Raw genomic sequence first — 18,094 nt, forward strand, 5'->3', positions numbered from 1 at the left:
GGTCTCGATTGTGACCGGGGTCATGGTGTACCTTGCTGTGGTCTGACCACACAGTCGACGTCGAAATCCGCCGCGACCTGCGGCACCATCACAGGAGTTACATGTGGCTACCGACCACCTGGCGGTGACCTTCACCCCGGCCACCGACGCCGTCGCGCACAACCTGACCGCGTCGGCTCTCGTCGGCCTGACCCCGCTGCTGACGTTCTTCGTGCTGCTCGCCGGCTTCAAGCTCAAGGCCTGGTACTCCGGCCTCGGCGCGCTCGCGGTGGCGGCGGTGGTCGCGATCGTCGGGTTCTCGATGCCGGTCTCGCTGACCGCGTTGTCGGCGCTGCAGGGCATCGCCTTCGGCCTCTTCCCGGTCATGTGGATCGTGGTCACCGCGATCTGGTTCTACGAACTGACCGTCGTCAGCGGCCGGTTCGAGGATCTGCGCCGGGTGTTCAACTCCATCGGTCGCGGCGACATGCGCGTGCAGGCGATGCTCATCGCGTTCTGCTTCGGCGGCATGCTCGAGGCGCTCGCCGGCTTCGGTGCCCCGGTCGCGATCACCGGCGCGATGCTGATCGCGCTCGGGATGCCGCCGATCCGGGCGGCCGTGACCGTCCTGGTCGCCAACACCGCGCCGGTTGCGTTCGGGGCCATGGCGATTCCGATCACCACCGCCGGCAACCTGACCGGCATCCCGGCCACCGACATCGCCGCCGTCGTCGGCCGCCAGACCCCGCTGCTTGCGCTGTTCGTGCCGCTGCTGCTGCTGTTCCTGGTCGACGGGCGTCGCGGTATGCGGCAGGTCTGGCCGATCGCCCTGGTCACCGGTGCGGTGTTCGCGTTCGCCCAGTTCTGGTGCTCGAGCCACTTCTCCTACGAGCTCACCGACGTCGTCGCCTCGCTCGCGGGCCTCGGGGCCGCGGTGCTCATGCTGCGCTTCTGGGCGCCCGCCACCCCCGACGACCAACGCTCGCACGTCGAACCCGAACCGCTCGGCCCGTCGCGGGTGCTGCTCGCGCTGATGCCGTACCTGCTGGTGGTCGTCGTGTTCGGTGTCGCCAAGCTGTGGACCGTCGGGTTCGATCTGCCGAACTGGCTGACCGGCACCGACCGCAAGGTGCACTGGCCCGGCCTGTACGGCAACCTGCTCACCGGCAGCGGCGATCCCGCGTCCAGCGCGGTCTACACGTTCTCCTGGCTGTCGAACCCGGGCACCCTACTGCTGCTCTGCGGCCTCGTCGTGACCGCCGTGTACACCCTGGTCGACAGCGGCGGCCGGTTCCCGATGACGTTCGGCGCCGCGGCGACCACGTTCGGTCACACCCTGGTGAAGATGCGGCTGTCCATCGCCACCGTCGCGACCGTGCTCGGCCTCAGCTACGTGATGAACCAGTCCGGGCAGACCGTCGCCATCGGCACCTGGCTCGCGGGGACGGGCGCCGTCTTCGCGTTCTTCTCGCCGATCCTCGGCTGGCTCGGGACCGCCGTCACCGGCTCCGACACCTCGGCGAACGCCCTGTTCGCGAAGCTGCAGCAGACCGCAGGCCAGCACGCCGGCATCGACCCGACGCTGCTGGTCGCGGCGAACACCTCCGGTGGCGTCGTCGGCAAGCTGGTCAGCCCGCAGAACCTGACCATCGCGGCGACCGCGGTCGGGCAGGCGGGCAGCGAACCGGTGCTCCTGCGCAAGGTGATCGGGTACAGCCTCGGCATGCTGCTGATCCTGTGCACGCTCGTGTACCTGCAGTCCACCCCGGTGCTGGGTTGGATGCTGCCGTGAGGACAGGGCGTGTCTCCCAATCCCCGTTTCGGCGCTCCTGGCGCCCAATCGCCGCCCCGCTGCGTTGTCGTCGGCGCCGATACAACCCCGGTATCGGCTTCTCCTCCGCCTTGCCGGACGACGATCGTTTCGCCAGGTGCATCCGAGAGGGATCGGGCGACACGCCCTAGGCTGACGTCTCATGTCCGCACAGCCGTCACCCGAAGCCAGCCCCCGCGCCTGGGAGCAGGTGCTGGCGCGGCTCGAGCACATGCTCGTCGCCGGGGAGGTGCGCCCCGGTCAGCGCCTGCCCGGCGAGCGGGTACTGGCCGCGGACCTCGGCGTCGGACGCTCGTCGGTTCGGGAGGCGCTGCGTGTGATGGAGGCGTTGGGTCTGCTGCGCGCGCAGACTGGCTCCGGCCCGAACGCGGGCGCGATGATCGTCTCCCGTCCCACCGGCGGTATGTCGATGCTGATGCGGATGCAGGTTGCCGCGCAAGGATTTCCGGTGTCCGATGTGGTGCAGACCCGCCTCGTCCTCGAGTCGGAGGTGATGCGGACGCTGGCCGCGCGGCGTCCGGCGCCGGATCTCACGCCCGCAGTGGAACTGCTCGACTCGATGGACGCCGATACGCTGTCCGCGACCGAGTTCCTGATCCTCGACTCCCAGTTCCACGTCGCACTGGCCGACGCGGCGGGGAACCAGGTGATCGCGGCGATGATGACGGGCCTGCGCGAGTCGATCGAGTCCTACGTCGTCGGCGGCGTGGACGCGACGGAGTGGCCGACCACCTGTACCCGGCTGCGGCACGAGCACAGGGGCCTGGTCGAGGCCGTCGAGGCGGGCGATCCACAGCTGGCCGAGCGCCGGATCCTCGACCACATCCGCGGCTACTACGAGGGCATGGGCACGTAGCGCCCGGGTGCACGCTTGGTATCTGGTGTCACCAACGGTGCGCCCGGGCAGCGGAGCTGCCCATTGCGGGCCGCCGACAGTGATCGATCAGTGGAGCGCCGAATTCGACTGCGAACCCTGGGGACTCGAAATTGTGGTCGAGATGCGAGTGGGCAACGACGGCGTCGATACCGCAGGGCGGTAATGAACCCGAGGCCGCCGGTGGGCGGAAACTGGTGTGGCGGAACGCCTCTACCTACAGTGCTCCGCCTGCCGCGATGGGGGCGCCGACGGATTCGCCTGCCGCACCGTTCATCTCGCGGGCAACGAACGCCTCGAGGTCGAACAGGTTGGTGCCGGCGCGGTCGGCGACGGTGAGCAGCGTGTTCATCGAGGCGACCTCCTCGACCTGTTCCTTGAGGAACCACTGCATGAACTGCTCGCCGAGGTAGTCGCCCTCGTCGCGGGCGGTACTGGCGAGCTGGACGATCTGCTCGGTGACCGCCTTCTCCTGCTTCAGTGCCAGGGCGATGGGCTCGCGCGGGCTCTCGAAGTGCGAACGCGCGGGATCGATGCCGCTCAGCTCGACCTCGATGTCGCGGTCGAGGAAGTACTGCACGATCATCATCGCGTGGTTGCGTTCCTCGACGGCCTGCGCGTAGAAGTGCCGCGCCAGCTGCGGGAGGTCGGCGTTGTCGAAGTACACCGCGATCGCGATGTACTGGTGCGAGGCGTTGAATTCGTTGCGGATCTGATCGTGGAGGAGGGCGTGAAACTTGGTCTGGTTCGCGTCATCCGGAGTGGGCATGAGAGGGACAATAGCGCTGGTCAGAGCACTACGCATCCAAGCGCATCCTTATTGAGGGCAGTGTTTCCTAACTGAGTTCACCCTATTTTCGTGCGCAGTAAGACCAGGTTTTCCGGGTGCCTGACTTTCCCGAATCGCGGTGAAATGCCCATTTTCCGTCAGATGCCGCCGCCCGCCGGCCGCGGCGCCGCCGGGTCCGGGGTCGACGTCGAGTTCATTTCGCGGGCGACGAATTCCTCGATGTTGAACAGATTCCCGTCGGCGCGGTCCACGATCGCCAGCAGCGTCGTCATCGAGGCGACCTCCTCGACCTGTTCCTTGAGGAACCACTGCATGAACTGCTCGCCGAGGTAGTCGCCGGTGTCGCGGGCGGTGCGTGCGAGGGTGGTGATCTGGTCGGTGACCGTCTGTTCCTGCCGCAGGGCCAGTTCCACGGGTTCGCGAACCGACGAGAACTCGGTGACGACGTCGTCGATGCCGGGGACGGTCACGTCCAAGTCGTTGTCGACGAGGTACTGGATCATCATCATCGCGTGGTTGCGTTCCTCGTTTGCCTGTGAGTAGAAGCGCTGCGCGAGCTGCGGTAGGTCGTGGCTGTCGAAGTACACCGCGACCGCGATGTACTGCTGTGAGGCGGTGAACTCGTTGCGGATCTGCGCATGCAGGAGGGCGTGGAACCCGCTGCGCTCACTGATCTCGGACATGCGGTCGAGCGTACCGTCGCACGGGCCGGGACCGGCCGGCGAGCCCGGGTCATGGGATCCGTGGACTGCCCCGGATCGCATGCCCGGCACACGGATTCGGCGCACTCGCCGCAGCTGCCGTCCGATCAGTTCGTCGTCAGGAGGTCCGTGGGCACCGGCTCGTCGTTGGCGAGGGCCTCGAAGAACCGGGACGCCTTCTCCCGATCCCACAGCAGGACGTTTCCGGAGCCGGCGACGTCCTCGAACCCGCCGACCGGGACGGTGGTGGTCACCAGGTCGCCGCGCATCGCCCACGCCAGACCGCCCAGGTTCCAGAGGTGGTCGCCGTTGTCGACCTGCAGCGTGCCCGCGGTCTTGGTGACCAGCGGCCACAGCCGGAACGGGTTGATCAGCGTTCCGATGCTGGTGGCCTGGTCCAGCAGCGCCGACATGAACAGGCGCTGGTTGTTCATCCGGTCCAGGTCGGCGAGCGGCGTCGCGCGACTGCGCACGAACCCGAGGGCCTGCGCCCCGGTCAGGTCCTGGCAGCCCGGCTGCAGGTTGATCCCGGCGAGCGGGTCGTCGATCGCGTACGGCACGCACAGGTGGACGCCGCCGATCGCGTCGACGATGCCGGCGAATCCGCCGAACCCGATCTCCGCGTAGTGGTCCATCCTCAGGCCCGTCGCCTCCTCGACGGTCTGCACGAGAAGCTGCGGGCCGCCGCCGTCGATGGCGAAGGAGGCGTTGATCTTGTCCTTGCCCCAGCCGGGGATGTTCACGTACGAGTCGCGCGGAATGGACACCATCGTCGCGCCGCCGCTCTTCGGGACGTGCACGACGATGATCGTGTCGGTGCGCTTCGAATCCAGCTCGCCGCCCGTCGCCAGCTCCTGTTCCTGCTCGGGGGTCAGTCCGGTTCGGCTGTCCGACCCGACCAGCAGCCAGTTGGTGCCGGGGGTGTCCGCGATCCGCCCGGGATAGTCGGCGAGTGCGTCGATCCGATTGAGCGAACGGTCCAGGTACACCACCGACCCGATCATCACCAGCAGCAGCACCAGGGCGGTCACCCCGATCCGGCGTCCCCAGTGCGGCCGGCGGCGGGGCCTCGGCGGCTCCGCGGGCGGCGTGGTCGCCGGGCGACCTGGGCGCGGGGGCGGCGGCACCGGTGTGCCCGACCGTGGGCGTGCGCCCTCGGTGTACGGCTGCGGGGTCTGCGTCGGCGCGTAGCCGGACGCCGACCGCGGGCGGGGTTGCTGCGACGACCGCGGCGCGAGGGGCCGGGCGTCCGGGTCCTGCGACCACGCGCGGGCCGGCGCGGCCGGACGGCCGTCGCGGCGGATCACCTGCGTGCCCTCCGGCGGCGGTGCCGCCCGGTTGTCGCGCGCCGGTGCCGCCCGGTTGTCGCGCGGCGGTGCAGCCCGGTTGTCTCGCGGCGGCATCGCCCGGGTCGGCTCCTGCGGCAGGTCGCGGTAGCGGTCCTGCCGTGGGTCCCGAGCGGGAGGGGAGGGTCGGCGGGGCGGGTACTGCGGCGGCGGCACCTTGCCGTTCCGCGGCGGGGGCGGCCCCCCGGCGGGACGGGGCGGCGGCGTCGGTCCCGGACCCCAGGACTGCGACCGGCGTGGGTCGCCGCCGCGACCCGCTGCGGGGTCTCGGGGGTCGCGATTGCGGGGACTGTCGCCGTTCACACCGGAAACTGTACTGGTCAGGGCAGCCAGGACAGGTGGCCGCGGAGCAGCGTGTAGCCGACGAACGCGACCGCGTCGATCAGCCAGTGCGCGACGACCAGCGGCCAGAGTTTGCCGGTCCGCTGCCAATATCGGCCGAACACCAGGCCCATCACCACGTTGCCGAGGCCCCCGCCGATGCCCTGGTAGAGGTGATAGCTGCCGCGCAGCAGCGCGGACGCGGCGAGTGCGGCGTTCTCGCCCCAGCCGAGCCGGCGCAGCCGGGAGATCAGGTAGGCCACGACCAGGACTTCTTCGGCGGCGGAGTTGGCCAGCGCCCACAGCACCAGCGCGGGCAGTCGCCACCAGTGGTCGTCGACGGTGCTCGGCACCACGGTGAGGTTCGCCCCGATCGCGGTCGCGGCCAGGTACAGGGCAAGCCCGGGTAGCCCGATCAGCGCGGCGAGCCCGACGCCGGGCAGCAGGTCGCGGCGCCACCGTGGGTGCGGTCCGAGGCCGATCCGTTCGGGTCCGAGGCCGCTGCGCCAGAGCAGGTACAGCCCGAGCGCCGCCCAGGCGCACAGCCGGGCGATGCCGACCAGTTGCCGGCCGAGGTCGATCCAGCCGACGGTCGAGCGGGAGGTGTTCAGCGCGACGGTCTGGTCGGACAGTTGCCCGGGGGCCATCGCGGTCTCGACGAGCGACAGGACGCCGGACAGTCCGCTGAGGCCGAAGGTGACGAGCAGGACGATCGTGACCTCGAACCAGAGCGCGCGACGCTCCTTGGCGTCCAGCGGGGGTTCGGTCTGTCGGGGCGGGGAGGGCCGGAGCCAGTCGTCGAGCCGGGTCACGGTCTGAGATTAGGCGGCTTCGCCGCCCGTGAGTGGATTCGGCGTCCCTGGACCCGCAAAACGCGCACGAGCGCGCAGCGCCTACTTCCGGGCGCGGAGTCCGTTCATGAACGGGCAGCCGACCAGGATGCGGAGCGCGCGGTTCAGTCCGGCGGGGTCGTCGACGGGTTCCGGGAACGACAGCCGCACGTCGTTGTCGCCGGCGGGGGATTCGACGCGGAGCCGGATCCCGTAGCGGTCCAGGCCGAGCGGCCGCACCCGTCCACTGCGCATGCTCGACGGAAGGCGTTGCGCCAGTTGGTGAACGAGGTCACCGTGGTCGGATTCGAGGTGCTCGAGCCAGCAGTCCTCGACCGACCAGAACGGGTCGGGGGTGGCGGTGAGCAGGTCGGCGAGCGGGACCGGTTCGGCGCCGTGGCTGTCGGCGACGACGGCCGAGTCGAGCACCAGTCGCAGCAACGTCGTGGTGTGTCCGACGTCGAGCAGGTCCGGGTTGGGGTTGTCGGCGGCGACGGCGGCGGCGAGCGCGCGGGTGGCCTCGGCGGGAACGGCGTGCAGTGTGCCGCGCAGCCACACCAGGGAGCGGACCGGTTCGCGGAGCGCGAGCGGCGCGTGGTCGGTGAGTTCGAGGACGGCGGGCAGTCCGGCGCGGCCGGCCTGCCAGGTCAGCGCGGTGACCGCGACACCGTCCGGAACGGCGAGGACGACGTCGCCCCCGGAGCGGAGGTGGTGGACCGCGACGGTGACCGGTTCGCTGCCGTCGACGGCGAGCACCGCCTGCTTGGCGCGGGCGCACGCGGTGCGGACACGTTCGGCGGTGGACGGGCCGAGGGTGGTGGCGGCGGTCATGCGGTGCTCCTTTTCGATCCCCTGCGGGTGCGGTACACGCGGATGCGGCGACGGTCACAGTAGGTTAGCCATGCCTAAGTTAGATCAGGCATGCCGGACCGCGCAAGAGTTCGGCCCGGGGATACCGTGGAGCCGTGGCCACCCTGCTCAACCTGCAACCGCCCGCCCCGCGCGAATCGCAGCCCCCGTTCGCGGGCCTGCTCTCCGAGCTCTGCCCCGACGGCGCCGCTCTCCGAGGCCGGGCTCGCGGCACACTGTTCGGCCCGCCGGTGCTGACCGCCAGCGGCTTGGATGGTGTGGAGGCGGGTGACGGTCCGCTGTGGCTGCGACTCGACATCGCCCCCGACGCACTGCCCGCGTCCGCCCCCGACCTGGCCCGGATCGAGGTCGACTGCCCGCTCGAGCACCTCGACGACGCGCTCGCCCTGGCCAAGGGTGACCCGGTGCGGCTGCCCGCCCCGGTCGCGGTGCGTGTCGAGCCCGGTGCCGCCGGACGGGGTTGGGCCGCCGAGTCCGCCGAACGGATCGCGGCCGCCGGTGCCCACCCGGTGCTGCCCGCCGGATCCGCGGCGGAGGACGTCGCCGACTTCCTCGCCGTTCTCGCCCACTCCGACGCCGGCTTCGTCGCGTACGCCGCCGACGGCAGCGAGGTGATCGCGATCCTCGCCGCCACCGTCGCGGCACTGCGCGGCGACGACATCCCTGCCGCCTACCTGGCCGCGGACCCCGCCCCGCTCGCTGCGCTCAGCACCCCGGCCGCGGAGGCGGTCCGGGAGGTGCTGCTGGCGATCGCCGTGCCCGACGCCGCCGCGGTCGAGGCGCACCTGCGGGCCCACGGCATCACCGCCGACCTCGGTAACCGCTGAACTCGTCCCCTCCGGACCGAGTGAACGGAAGCGTTCAGTCGATCAGATCGACTGGATGTTCCGTTCAGTCGGAATTGTCCGGACGGTCCGGGGGCGGTTGAGCGGGCGCGGTCGGGGCGCCGGTCTGGATGCGTAACCTGGACGCGTGCCTCGCATCGCGTACTTCGGACCCTCCGGAACCTTCACCGAGATGGCGCTCGACCAGTTCGAGTCGTCGGGTGCCTTCGACGGGCCCGTGGAGCGGGTCTCCGTCGGCAGCCCGCCGGCCGCGCTCGCCGCGGTCCAGGACGGTTCCGCCGACGCGGCGGTGGTGCCGATCGAGAGTTCCGTCGAGGGTCCGGTACGGCCGACCCTGGACGCCCTGGCTGCCGGGGAGCGACTGCAGATCATCGCCGAAACCGAACTGGACGTGGCCTTCACGATCGTGGGTCGCGCGGGCACGACACTCGCCGACGTCCGCACGATTCGGGCGTATCCGGTGGCGGAGGCGCAGGTGCGGATGTGGATCGAGGCGAACCTGCCGGACGCGGTGGTGGAGTCGGCGTCGTCCAACGCCGGTGCCGCCGAGGACGTGGCCGCCGGACGCGCCGATGCCGGCGTTTCCACCGCACTCGCGGGTCAGCGGCTCGGTCTGGACGTCCTCGCCGACGGGGTGGCCGACTTCTCCGGAGCCCGAACGCGATTCGTGCTCATCACGCGTCCGTGCCCGGTGCCCGCCGCGACCGGATCCGACCGGACGTCGGTGGTGCTGCAGCTCAACCACGAGCCGGGGTCGCTGGTCGGCGCGATGGCCGAGTTCTCCACCCGCGGAATCGACCTGACGCGGATCGAGTCGCGTCCCACCCGGGTCGAGTTCGGGACCTACCTGTTCTACCTGGATTGCAGTGGCCACGTCGACGACACCGCGGTCGCCGAGGCGCTCAAGTCGTTGCACCGCAAGCACACCGTACGGTTCCTCGGTTCGTGGCCGACGGCGACGCCCGGCGGGCGTCGCCCCCCGTCCGACGGGGAGGCCGGCGAGTGGCTCGCGCGGATCCGTGGCGGCGAGACGGAAGGAACGAACTGACGTGGCGGGCAAGCTGATTCTGGTCCGGCACGGACAGACCGAGGCGAACGTCGCCCGGCGGCTGGACACCCGGTTGCCCGGAGCCCGGCTCACCGAGATGGGAGAGGGGCAGGCGCACGCGTTCGGGTCGTCGCTCACCGGTCCGCTCCCGAAGGCGGTGGTCGCGTCGGAGGCGTTGCGTGCCAGGCAGACCGCCGGATTCATCGAGCGGGCATCCGGGATCGTGGTGCAGGTTCGCGAGGGTCTCCACGAGGCGCAGGCCGGCGACCTGGAGGACCGTTCGGATCGCACCTCGCACGAGACCTACGCGTCGGTGTTCCACTCCTGGCACGCAGGCGAACTCGGGGCGAGAATGCCGGGCGGCGAGTCGGGCGAGGACGTCCTCGAGCGGTACCTGCCCGTGGTCGACTCGCTGCGCTCGCAGTACCTCGAGACCGGGGACGAGGACGGCGACGTCCTGGTGGTCAGTCACGGCGCCGCGATCCGCCTGGTCGCCGGGTATCTGTCCGGGGTCGACGGCACGTTCTCCGCGGACACCCACCTGGACAACACGCAGACCATCGAACTGGCTCCCACCCCGGGCGGGGGCTGGTCGGTCATGCGGTGGGGTGCGCTTCTGCCGCCCTTCCGGGCGCCCGCCGTCGACGTCGTCGACGACCCGATGGGCTGACCGCTCCGCATGGCGACGCCCTGAGCTTCCCGGGCGTCACATGTCGGGAGGGTGGTTCACCGGGGGAGCAGTGCCGGAACGACGAAGGCGCGCAGTTTCTCCCTGACCCGGTCGAGGGCGTTGTCGTCGGTGCCGTACTGGCTGATGTACATGATCTCGAGTTCGGAGATCCATTCGGAGAGCAGTCGCAGGTCCAGGTCCGCGCGGATGTTCCCCGCGGCCTGCTCGTCGGCGAGGACCGGTTCCCACAGTTCGTGGGTCAGCTCGACCGCGCGACCGGACTCGCCCAGCAACTGCATCGAGAGGGCCATCGACTCGGGGGAGACCAGCCGGTTCACCATCGGGTCCAGGTGGCCCATGCGGATGTCCTGGCAGATGCCCTCGACGATGCGTTCCTCGACGGTCGGCCAGCGGGTGATGCGCGCGCGGGCCCGGTCCATGTTCGCCCGGGCGCGCCGGACCACCGATTCGGCGATGAGGGACTCCCGGTCCGCGAAGTAGCGGTACACCGTCGCCCGTGACATCGATGCCGCCTTCGCGACGTCCTCCATCGTGGTCTTCGCGATCCCGAACCGCTCGAAACACGCTTCGGCCGCCGCCAGGATCGCCGAGCGGACGTCGGTCCGGGTGTCTGTGTCGGTGCGTGCTGCCACGCGAGAACCGTACCAACTCCACCCTCAACCGAAAGTGATTAGATAAGACGCTAGACATTGATTGTCTCGTGTGTCACCCTCGATCCATGGAGCGCGACGAGAAGATCAGGCTCACGCAGCGGCTCATCGCCCACGTGGACAACGACACCACCGACTACGCGGACGACCTGCTCCGCGTGCCCTTCTCGGTGTTCAACGACCCCGAGCTGGCGGCGAAGGAGCGGGACGTCGTACGCCGGTTCCCGCACATCGTCGCGCACGTCGACGAACTGCAGAAGTCCGGCGACTTCCTGACCACGGAACTGATCGGCACCCCGCTGCTCGTGGTCAAGCAGAACGACGGCAGCGTCAAGGCCTTCTCCAACGTGTGCCGGCACCGCGGGGCCAAGGTCGAGTTCGGCGAGTCGGGCTGCAAGCGGGTCTTCGCCTGCCCGTACCACAACTGGTCCTACGGCAAAGACGGTGCGCTGCGCGGGCTTCCGCACGCCGAGGGCTTCGACGGCATGGATCGTGGGGAGTACGGCCTGGTGGAGTTTCCCTGCGAGGTCCGGCACGGGCTGGTCTGGGTGGTGCCCACCGTCGGCGCCGACCTCGACATCGCCGCGGTGCTCGGCGCCAAGCACGACGCCGAGGTCACCGACACCGGCATGGCCGGCTCCTTCCAGGTGCGCAAGGAGACCTGGAAGCTGGACATGAACTGGAAGATCGCCGTCGACGGCGTGCAGGACTCCTACCACCTGTGCCAGTTGCACACCAAGACCGTGTGCAACTACCTCGAGGGCAACATCACCGCGCTGGACGTGGTGGACCGATCCTGGCGACTCGTGGTGGCGCGCAAGGCGATCACCGAGGTCCGCGACGCCGATCCGGACAGCTTCGACGTCCGCGACTACTCGCTCGCGAACTACACGATCTACCCGGGCACGATGCTCGTCACCGAGCCGAACCACTTCGAGATCTGGACCATCGTCCCCGACAAGGACGACCCGAACGTCAGCTACTGCACCATCCGGCTGCTCTCCCCGAAGAAGCCGGAGACCCCGCGCGAGGAGCGGATCCTGGAGAAGAACTGGGAGTTGCTGATGGAGACCCTGCACGCCGAGGACTGGTTCGTCACCAAGACCATCACCGACAACGCCGCCCACGGTCAGGTCGAGGAACTGATCTACGGACGAAACGAGCTGCCCGGACAGCTGTTCCACAACATGGTGGCGGGCGACGTCGCCGCACTCGAACGCGAGCGTGCGGCCGGGCTCGCGGCGGCGCGGTAACGCCCGATGAACGTGGACGACCCGTCCGGAGTCCTGCTCCGCGACCACCCCGCACCGGGGGTGCTCCGGCTGACGCTGAACCGCCCGCAGGTGCGCAACGCGATCTCGCTGTCGCAGCAACGCGAGCTGGACGGCGTACTCGCCGCGGCCGCGCGCGACGACGAGGTGCGCGCGGTGATCGTCGCTGGCGCCGGCCCGGACGCCTTCTCGGCGGGCTACGACCTCGCGGAACTCGCGGCGATGTCGCCGGAGGAGGCCACCGAGGGGATGCTCGAACGGGAGGAGCTGCTGTGGCGGTACCTCACGTTCCCGAAGCCGATCGTGGCCGCCGTCGGCGGCGCCGCGCACGGCGCGGGCACCATCCTGGCGGCCTGCTCCGACCTGCGGGTCGGGGGTCCGGCGACCCGGTTCACCGTGACCGCCGCGCGCTACGGCGGCGCGAACCTGACGTGGCTGCTGGACGGTTTGGTCGGCGCCGGCCAGGCGCGGGACCTGCTGATGACCTCGCGCACCGTCGACGGCGACGAGGCGTACCGGATCGGGCTGCTCAGCCGCTACGCCCGGGACGGGGACGTGGCAGGTGTTGCGCTCGATGCCGCCGTCCAGCTCGCCGGGCAACCGCCGGAGGGGCTGCGCGAGATCAAGGCCCTGCTGCTCGACGGGTCTGGCCGGGACCTGCGGGCCCGCTACGACCGGGAGAACACCGTCGCACGCACCACCCTGCGTCCCCGCCCGATCGCCGACCTGTTCTCCGGGTTCTTCTCCCGGCCGGGCAGCCGAACGTGAAGGAGGACGGCATGACCGACGTCGCACCGACCCTGGACATCTGGAACCCGGGCTGGCCGGATCCGTTTCGCCCCACGGTCGATCCCGACGACGAGTACGCCGATCTGGTGGAGGCCCTGCGCGAGGTGCAGGAGGCGGTGACCCGGAGTCGCCCGACCCCGGAGGCGGCCAGGGAGGCCGCAACCGCGCTGCGGGCGGTCGCGCGGCGAATGCAGGCGTTCGAGGTCGACGAGGATACTCAGATCGCCGGAAAGCGTTGGGAGATACCGGGGAAGGGTCATGCTCTCGCGCCCGCCCTGCACATCGACGCTGTCACCGACACCGCCGCGACGGGTCGCGTGACGGTCGGGCGGTTCCACTCCGGCCGGTACGCGATGAACGGCGGGGTGACGCCACTGATCTTCGACGAGCTCCTCGCCCGGCTGGCGAACAGCGCCGGTCGTCCATGGGGGCGCACCGCCTACCTCAACGTGAACTTCCGCGCGCCCGCACCGCTGCACACCGAACTGACCGTGACGGCGGAACTCGTCGGTCAGGAGGGGCGCAAGCGCTTCCTGCGCGGGACGCTGCACCACGGCGACGTCCTCGTCGCCGACGTCGACGGGCTGTGGGTGGAACTCAAGCCCGAACAGACTCACAACATCTCGAAAGACCTGGAAGGAAGCGAACGATGAGCGGGCTCTCGCTGCTGGACGGCGTGCGGGTCCTCGAGGTCGCCCAGCTGGCCCCGGCCTCGCTGGGCGGGCACCTCGCGGACCTCGGCGCCGAGGTGATCAAGGTCGAGTCGGGGCCGCTCGGCGACCCGGTTCGCGTCGGCGGCAGCCGGGCGATCGGCGATGCGGACGGACCGGCGTTCATGCACCTGCGGTGGAACCGCGGCAAGAAGTCGGTCGCCCTCGACCTGCGCAGTCCCGAAGGAAAGCAGGCCTTCCTCGACCTCGCCCGCTCCTGCGATGCCGTCATCGAGGGCATGCGGGGCGGCTACCTGGACTGGCTCGGCATCGGCTACGAGCAACTGCGACAGGTGAATCCGAAGATCGTGCTGTGCACCGTCTCCGGCATGGGCACCGACGGCCCGTACCGCGGGCTCGGTACCGGCGGACCGGTGTTCGACGCCTACGCCGGGCTCCGTGAGGTGAGCACCCCCGCCGAACCGCCGACCGAGGGCATGGCGGGCTCCACCACCCCGCCGATCGCGATGTACGCCCTCGGCGCGTACGGGGCGATGGGACTGCTCGCCGCGCTGCACAGGGCCGGGGCCACCGGCGAGGGGAGTCACGTCGAGGTGGCGGGCATCGACGTCGCGGCCGCGTGGATGCCGGACCTGGTCGATGCGGAGCTGAACAAGGGCCGGTCGATTCCGCGTCCGACCTGGTTGCCGGACGGGCGGCTGCCCGACTGGCCGCGGCTCGAGGCCTACCGCACCAGCGACGGCGAGGCGATCCTGTTCGGGTCGCACGTGGAGAAGTTCTGGCACAACTTCCTCGTCGCGGTCGGTCGGGAGGATCTGATCGGAGTCGACCTCACCAGCACCGACGACGGTGCTCCCGCCCGCGCGGACCTGGTGTGGCGGGCGCTGACGGAGATCTTCGCGCAGGGCACCCGCGCCGAGTGGGTGGAGTTGTTCCTCGAGCACGGAATTGCGGGCGGCCCGGTCAACACGGTGGCCGACATGCTCGCCGACCCGCACTTCCGGGCGCGCGAGAACACCTACCGGGTGGACCATCCGGAGGTGGGTGAGCTCGAGTTCGTGGTCAGTCCGGTGCGGGTGGCCGGTGAGAAGTTCGCACCCGCGCTGCCCCCGCGCGTCGGCGCCGACACCGCCGACGTGCTGCGATCGGTGGCGGGGTACGACGACGCGCGGATCGCCGCGGCGACCGACCCGACAACTCCCCGACACGAGGCGCCGCGCGCCGGCTGACGGGCGCACTCCCGAGATGCGACACCCACACGAAAACAACTGTGTGGGTGTCGTTTTCGTGTCCGAAACCGGGAGTGGTGAGGTGGGCCGAAAGTCTCGAATCGGGCATTGCGCACTCTGCCTACAGCTGTTAGGTTTGCGGGCACGAAGTGAGGGTGATCACACCCTGTCGACGTGGCCGGCTGACGACGCTCCGGCGAGTCGGCGCACGACACACGCCGGCGAGCCGGCACGCGAAACACGCCGGCGAGCCGGCACGTGAAACGAGGAGCACAGATGAATCTCGCGGACCTGACCCGGTTCTGGGGCAAGACCCGGTCGCAGCAGCAGGCGATCGTGTTCGGGGACACGGCGCAGACCTGGGCCGAGGTCGACGCGATCACCGACGCACTCGCCCGTGGTCTGGCGGCGCGCGGTGTCCGCAAGGGCGACCGCGTCGCGGTGATGATGCTCAACCGCCCCGAGCTCGCCCACGTCATCCTCGCGACCCTCAAGCTCGGCGCGATCAGCGTCCCCCTCAACTTCCGGCTCACCGCCAAGGAACTGGCCCCGATGGTGGTCGACTCCGCACCCCGTGTCGTGATCGTCGAGGACGACTTCGCGCCGCTCCTCGAGGTCGCCGCCGAACAGGTGGAGTTCGAGACCTACTCCATCGGCGGCAGTGCGCACCCGCCGTACGAGCGACTGATCGATCCCGGGACCGCGCCCGTGGTCGCCATCGACGCCGACGATCCCGGCTTCATCTGCTACACCTCCGGGACCACCGGCGTGCAGAAGGGTGCCCTGATCACCCACCGCAACGCGATGACCCCCGGAATCTCCCAATCCCTCACGTTCGGCTTCTCCTCGCGGGACCGGGTGCTCTGCTCCGCCCCGCTGGTGTACACCGGCTCGGTCCTGTCGATCTTCATGCAGCTCGTCGTCGTGCCCGGCGCGACGATGGTGTTGCTGCGCGAGTACGACCCGGAGATCGCGCTCGACACCTTCGAGCGCGAGCAGATCACCGCCACCACCACCGTCCCGGTGATCTGGGAGCGGATGACGATGCTGCCCGACTTCGGCACTCGCAAGCTCGCGAAGTTCACCTTCGCGGGCACGGGCGGCGCGCCGGTCAGCCTCGACCTGCTCGACTTCTACCGCTCGCACGGCATCCCGCTCACCCAGTGCTACGGCCTGACCGAGGCGTCCGGCATGGTGTCGACGCTGGCGTACGAGGACGCCGTCTCGCGTCCCGGCTTCGCCGGTCTGCCGCTGGTCGGCACCCACGTCCGGATCGGTGACCCGGGCGACGACACCCCGGCCGGCGAGGTCGGCGAGATCCTGGTCCGCGGCGAGCACGTGCTCCGGGAGTACTGGAACAAGCCCGAGGCCACCGCGGCGACCCTGGTCGAGGGGTGGCTCCGCACCGGCGACCTGGGGATGCAGGACGAGGGCGGGTTCCTCAAGATCGTCGATCGCAGCAAGGACATGCTGATCTCCGGCGGCCTGAACGTGTACCCCGCCGAGATCGAAAAGGCGCTGCACGGCATCGAGGGCCTGGTCGACCTCGCCGTCATCGGTGTCAAGGACGAGCGGTGGGGGGAGGTGCCGATGGTGATCTTCCACAGCGACCGTCCCGCCGCGGACATCGTTGCCGACATCGCCACCGTCGCCGGCGAGAACCTCGCGAAGTTCAAGCGCCCCAAGCATGCGGTGGCGCTCGGCGAACCGCTGCCGCGGACCTTCTCCGGCAAGCTCGCCAAGCCGTCTCTGCGACAGCGCTTCCCAGAGGTGCCCGCGCACGCCGTGGCCGTTGAGGGCTCCTCCGCGCCGGCCTGAATGAACACCTGACTCCGTACCACTCGCGGATGCTCCCGGAACCCCACCGCCCGGTGCATCGGCGAGGGAGCTGGTGACACACCCGGCTTCATCTCCTGCAGTTCCCCGTCTCCGAGAGGAATGCACGTCGTGGCCCGAGCTCGTGAAGTCAACATCTCCCAACTCATCGACACCGCCCCGGTCTCGGTGCTCCAGAAACGCGCCATCGCACTGTGTCTGGCGCTCGCCATCCTCGACGGCATGGACGCCCAGCTGATCGGATTCGCGATCCCCGCACTGTCCGAGGACTGGGGGCTGTCCAAGGCCTCGTTCGGGCTGCTGCTGGCCCTCAGCAGCGGCGCGATGGTGGTGGGCAGCCTGGTGTTCGGTCCCGTCGCCGACCGGTGGGGCCGACGTCGGGTCATTCTGCTGTGCACCGTCCTGTTCTCGGTGTTCACGCTCGCGTCGGCATTCGCGCCGTCGATGGGTGTGCTCATCGTGCTCCGTGTCCTCGCCGGCATCGGGCTCGGCGGCGTCACGCCGAACCTGATCGCGCTGACCAGCGAGTACAGTCCCGCGCGTAACCGCTCCACTCTGGTCACCATCGTCGTTGCCGGCATGTCCCTGGGCGGATTCCTCGGCGGACTTGCTGCCGCCCAACTGATTCCGGCGTACGGCTGGGAGTCGATCTTCTTAGCCGGCGGCGTCCTCCCGCTCGTCGTCGCGGCGCTGGCCTGGGCCGGTCTTCCGGAGTCCGGCAAGTTCCTCGCGGCCCGTGGCGATCACGCCGGCGCCGCGAAGATCCTGTCGGCGATCGCTCCGGGAGCCGATCTGTCCGGCGCGGTCCACTTCACCCAGGACACGGTCGTCGTGACGAAGTCCCCGGTCCGCGAGCTCTTCGCGAACGGACGCGCCCTCGACACCGTCCTGCTGTGGGTGGTGTTCGTCATCAACTTCCTGGTGATCTACTTCCTGTTCGGGTGGATGCCGTCGCTGTTCAGCCAGGCCGGGCAGAGCGCGTCCACCGCGATCCTGGCGGCCGCGTTGTTCAACCTCGGCGGTATGGCCGGTGCCCTGTCCGTGGGCCACATCACCGACCGGGTCGCTGCCGCGTGGGGACAGTCCGGTGGATCCCGCGCCGCGTACGCGGTCGTGATGGGGGGCTACACGCTCGGGGCCCTGTTCATCGGGGCGGTCGCGATGTCCCTCTCGAATCCGACGCTGCTGCTGATCACAATCTGCGTCGTCGGATTCGGCATCTCGGGCAGCTCCGCCGGAATCATCGCGATCGCGGCGTCGATCTACCCGGTCGCCGCCCGTTCGACCGGTATCGGCTGGGCCATGGGCATCGGCCGCATCGGATCGATCGTCGGGCCCACCGTCGGCGCGGCGTTGATCGCGGCCGGGATGGATGCCCGCACGATCTTCCTGCTCATGGTGGTGCCCACAGCGCTCGCGGTCGTCACGCTCGGGGTGCTGTTCGTGCGGGACCGGCTGCGCGGACGCGCCGCAACCGGATCCGCGGTGCTGGCGCCGATCACCGCGGACGTGGACTGAGGTC

General features: G+C 70.0%; 17 protein-coding genes. 11 read left to right on the forward strand and 6 right to left on the reverse strand.

The annotated features are described in order from the left end of the window. Positions 1 to 103 precede the first annotated feature (103 nt). Positions 104 to 1,771 carry an L-lactate permease gene (locus ACWDUM_RS10600; RefSeq protein WP_450133926.1) on the forward strand — a complete coding sequence of 556 codons (1,668 nt, stop codon included), beginning with the start codon at positions 104 to 106 and terminating at the stop codon, positions 1,769 to 1,771. A 181-nt stretch (positions 1,772 to 1,952) separates the two neighbouring features. Continuing rightward, a complete protein-coding gene (locus ACWDUM_RS10605; protein ID WP_450133927.1) occupies positions 1,953 to 2,666 on the forward strand; it encodes a FadR/GntR family transcriptional regulator in 714 nt (237 codons plus the stop codon). Between the two features lie 235 nt (positions 2,667 to 2,901). On the opposite strand, the gene ACWDUM_RS10610 is transcribed toward ACWDUM_RS10605, so the two are convergent. The 5 genes from ACWDUM_RS10610 to ACWDUM_RS10630 form a co-directional block, all read right to left on the reverse strand. Continuing rightward, the gene (locus tag ACWDUM_RS10610; protein WP_450112532.1) at positions 2,902 to 3,453 is read right to left on the reverse strand and encodes a ferritin; all 552 of its coding nucleotides are present in this window, start codon (positions 3,451 to 3,453) and stop codon (positions 2,902 to 2,904) included. 158 nt (positions 3,454 to 3,611) lie between these two features. Beyond that, on the reverse strand, positions 3,612 to 4,157 hold the full coding sequence (locus ACWDUM_RS10615) for a ferritin (RefSeq protein WP_450133928.1): 546 nt from the start codon (positions 4,155 to 4,157) through the stop codon (positions 3,612 to 3,614). Positions 4,158 to 4,282: 125 nt separating this feature from the next. After that, entirely contained in the window at positions 4,283 to 5,482 is a 1,200-nt protein-coding gene (locus ACWDUM_RS10620; protein ID WP_450134197.1) for an LCP family glycopolymer transferase, read from the reverse strand. 359 nt (positions 5,483 to 5,841) lie between these two features. Beyond that, the gene (locus ACWDUM_RS10625; RefSeq protein WP_450133929.1) at positions 5,842 to 6,654 is read right to left on the reverse strand and encodes a CPBP family intramembrane glutamic endopeptidase; all 813 of its coding nucleotides are present in this window, start codon (positions 6,652 to 6,654) and stop codon (positions 5,842 to 5,844) included. Between the two features lie 81 nt (positions 6,655 to 6,735). Next, positions 6,736 to 7,503, reverse strand: coding sequence for a DUF2470 domain-containing protein (locus ACWDUM_RS10630; RefSeq protein WP_450133930.1), 768 nt, complete (start codon positions 7,501 to 7,503; stop codon positions 6,736 to 6,738). Between the two features lie 134 nt (positions 7,504 to 7,637). Between ACWDUM_RS10630 and ACWDUM_RS10635 the strand changes: the two genes are divergently transcribed. From ACWDUM_RS10635 to ACWDUM_RS10645, 3 genes are all read left to right on the forward strand, one after another. Next, the gene (locus ACWDUM_RS10635) at positions 7,638 to 8,369 is read left to right on the forward strand and encodes a hypothetical protein (RefSeq protein ID WP_450133931.1); all 732 of its coding nucleotides are present in this window, start codon (positions 7,638 to 7,640) and stop codon (positions 8,367 to 8,369) included. Positions 8,370 to 8,514: 145 nt separating this feature from the next. Then, entirely contained in the window at positions 8,515 to 9,435 is a 921-nt protein-coding gene (gene pheA / locus ACWDUM_RS10640; protein WP_450133932.1) for a prephenate dehydratase, read from the forward strand. A gap of 1 nt (position 9,436) precedes the next feature. Further along, on the forward strand, positions 9,437 to 10,105 hold the full coding sequence (locus ACWDUM_RS10645) for a histidine phosphatase family protein (protein WP_450133933.1): 669 nt from the start codon (positions 9,437 to 9,439) through the stop codon (positions 10,103 to 10,105). Positions 10,106 to 10,161: 56 nt separating this feature from the next. On the opposite strand, the gene ACWDUM_RS10650 is transcribed toward ACWDUM_RS10645, so the two are convergent. Then, complete coding sequence (locus ACWDUM_RS10650; protein WP_450133934.1) at positions 10,162 to 10,758, reverse strand: TetR/AcrR family transcriptional regulator; 597 nt, start codon at positions 10,756 to 10,758, stop codon at positions 10,162 to 10,164. Between the two features lie 86 nt (positions 10,759 to 10,844). Between ACWDUM_RS10650 and ACWDUM_RS10655 the strand changes: the two genes are divergently transcribed. The 6 genes from ACWDUM_RS10655 (at position 10,845) to ACWDUM_RS10680 (ending at position 18,090) form a co-directional block, all read left to right on the forward strand. Next, on the forward strand, positions 10,845 to 12,029 hold the full coding sequence (locus tag ACWDUM_RS10655; RefSeq protein WP_450133935.1) for an aromatic ring-hydroxylating oxygenase subunit alpha: 1,185 nt from the start codon (positions 10,845 to 10,847) through the stop codon (positions 12,027 to 12,029). Between the two features lie 6 nt (positions 12,030 to 12,035). Then, on the forward strand, positions 12,036 to 12,815 hold the full coding sequence (locus tag ACWDUM_RS10660; protein ID WP_450133936.1) for an enoyl-CoA hydratase/isomerase family protein: 780 nt from the start codon (positions 12,036 to 12,038) through the stop codon (positions 12,813 to 12,815). Positions 12,816 to 12,826: 11 nt separating this feature from the next. After that, a complete protein-coding gene (locus ACWDUM_RS10665) occupies positions 12,827 to 13,489 on the forward strand; it encodes a PaaI family thioesterase (protein ID WP_450133937.1) in 663 nt (220 codons plus the stop codon). Then, positions 13,486 to 14,736 (forward strand): CaiB/BaiF CoA transferase family protein, encoded by a 1,251-nt coding sequence (locus ACWDUM_RS10670; protein ID WP_450133938.1) that lies wholly within the window; start codon positions 13,486 to 13,488, stop codon positions 14,734 to 14,736. The genes ACWDUM_RS10665 and ACWDUM_RS10670 overlap by 4 nt, the downstream gene beginning before the upstream one ends. Positions 14,737 to 15,012: 276 nt before the next feature. Continuing rightward, positions 15,013 to 16,554, forward strand: coding sequence for a class I adenylate-forming enzyme family protein (locus ACWDUM_RS10675; RefSeq protein WP_450133939.1), 1,542 nt, complete (start codon positions 15,013 to 15,015; stop codon positions 16,552 to 16,554). A gap of 129 nt (positions 16,555 to 16,683) precedes the next feature. Next, positions 16,684 to 18,090, forward strand: a complete 1,407-nt coding sequence (locus ACWDUM_RS10680) for an MFS transporter (RefSeq protein ID WP_450133940.1) — start codon at positions 16,684 to 16,686, stop codon at positions 18,088 to 18,090. The last annotated feature ends 4 nt before the right edge of the window (positions 18,091 to 18,094 follow it).

It is taken from the genome of Rhodococcus sp. NPDC003322, assembly GCF_053589555.1.

Bases quoted from the DNA above. Each gene is read 5' to 3' on its own strand.
- ACWDUM_RS10675 (WP_450133939.1), top strand. From the start codon at position 15,013: ATGAATCTCGCGGACCTGACCCGGTTCTGGGGCAAGACCCGGTCGCAG.
- ACWDUM_RS10615 (WP_450133928.1), bottom strand. From the start codon at position 4,157: ATGTCCGAGATCAGTGAGCGCAGCGGGTTCCACGCCCTCCTGCATGCG.
- ACWDUM_RS10665 (WP_450133937.1), top strand. From the start codon at position 12,827: ATGACCGACGTCGCACCGACCCTGGACATCTGGAACCCGGGCTGGCCG.
- ACWDUM_RS10605 (WP_450133927.1), top strand. From the start codon at position 1,953: ATGTCCGCACAGCCGTCACCCGAAGCCAGCCCCCGCGCCTGGGAGCAG.
- ACWDUM_RS10630 (WP_450133930.1), bottom strand. From the start codon at position 7,503: ATGACCGCCGCCACCACCCTCGGCCCGTCCACCGCCGAACGTGTCCGC.
- ACWDUM_RS10670 (WP_450133938.1), top strand. From the start codon at position 13,486: ATGAGCGGGCTCTCGCTGCTGGACGGCGTGCGGGTCCTCGAGGTCGCC.
- ACWDUM_RS10655 (WP_450133935.1), top strand. From the start codon at position 10,845: ATGGAGCGCGACGAGAAGATCAGGCTCACGCAGCGGCTCATCGCCCAC.
- ACWDUM_RS10660 (WP_450133936.1), top strand. From the start codon at position 12,036: ATGAACGTGGACGACCCGTCCGGAGTCCTGCTCCGCGACCACCCCGCA.
- ACWDUM_RS10610 (WP_450112532.1), bottom strand. From the start codon at position 3,453: ATGCCCACTCCGGATGACGCGAACCAGACCAAGTTTCACGCCCTCCTC.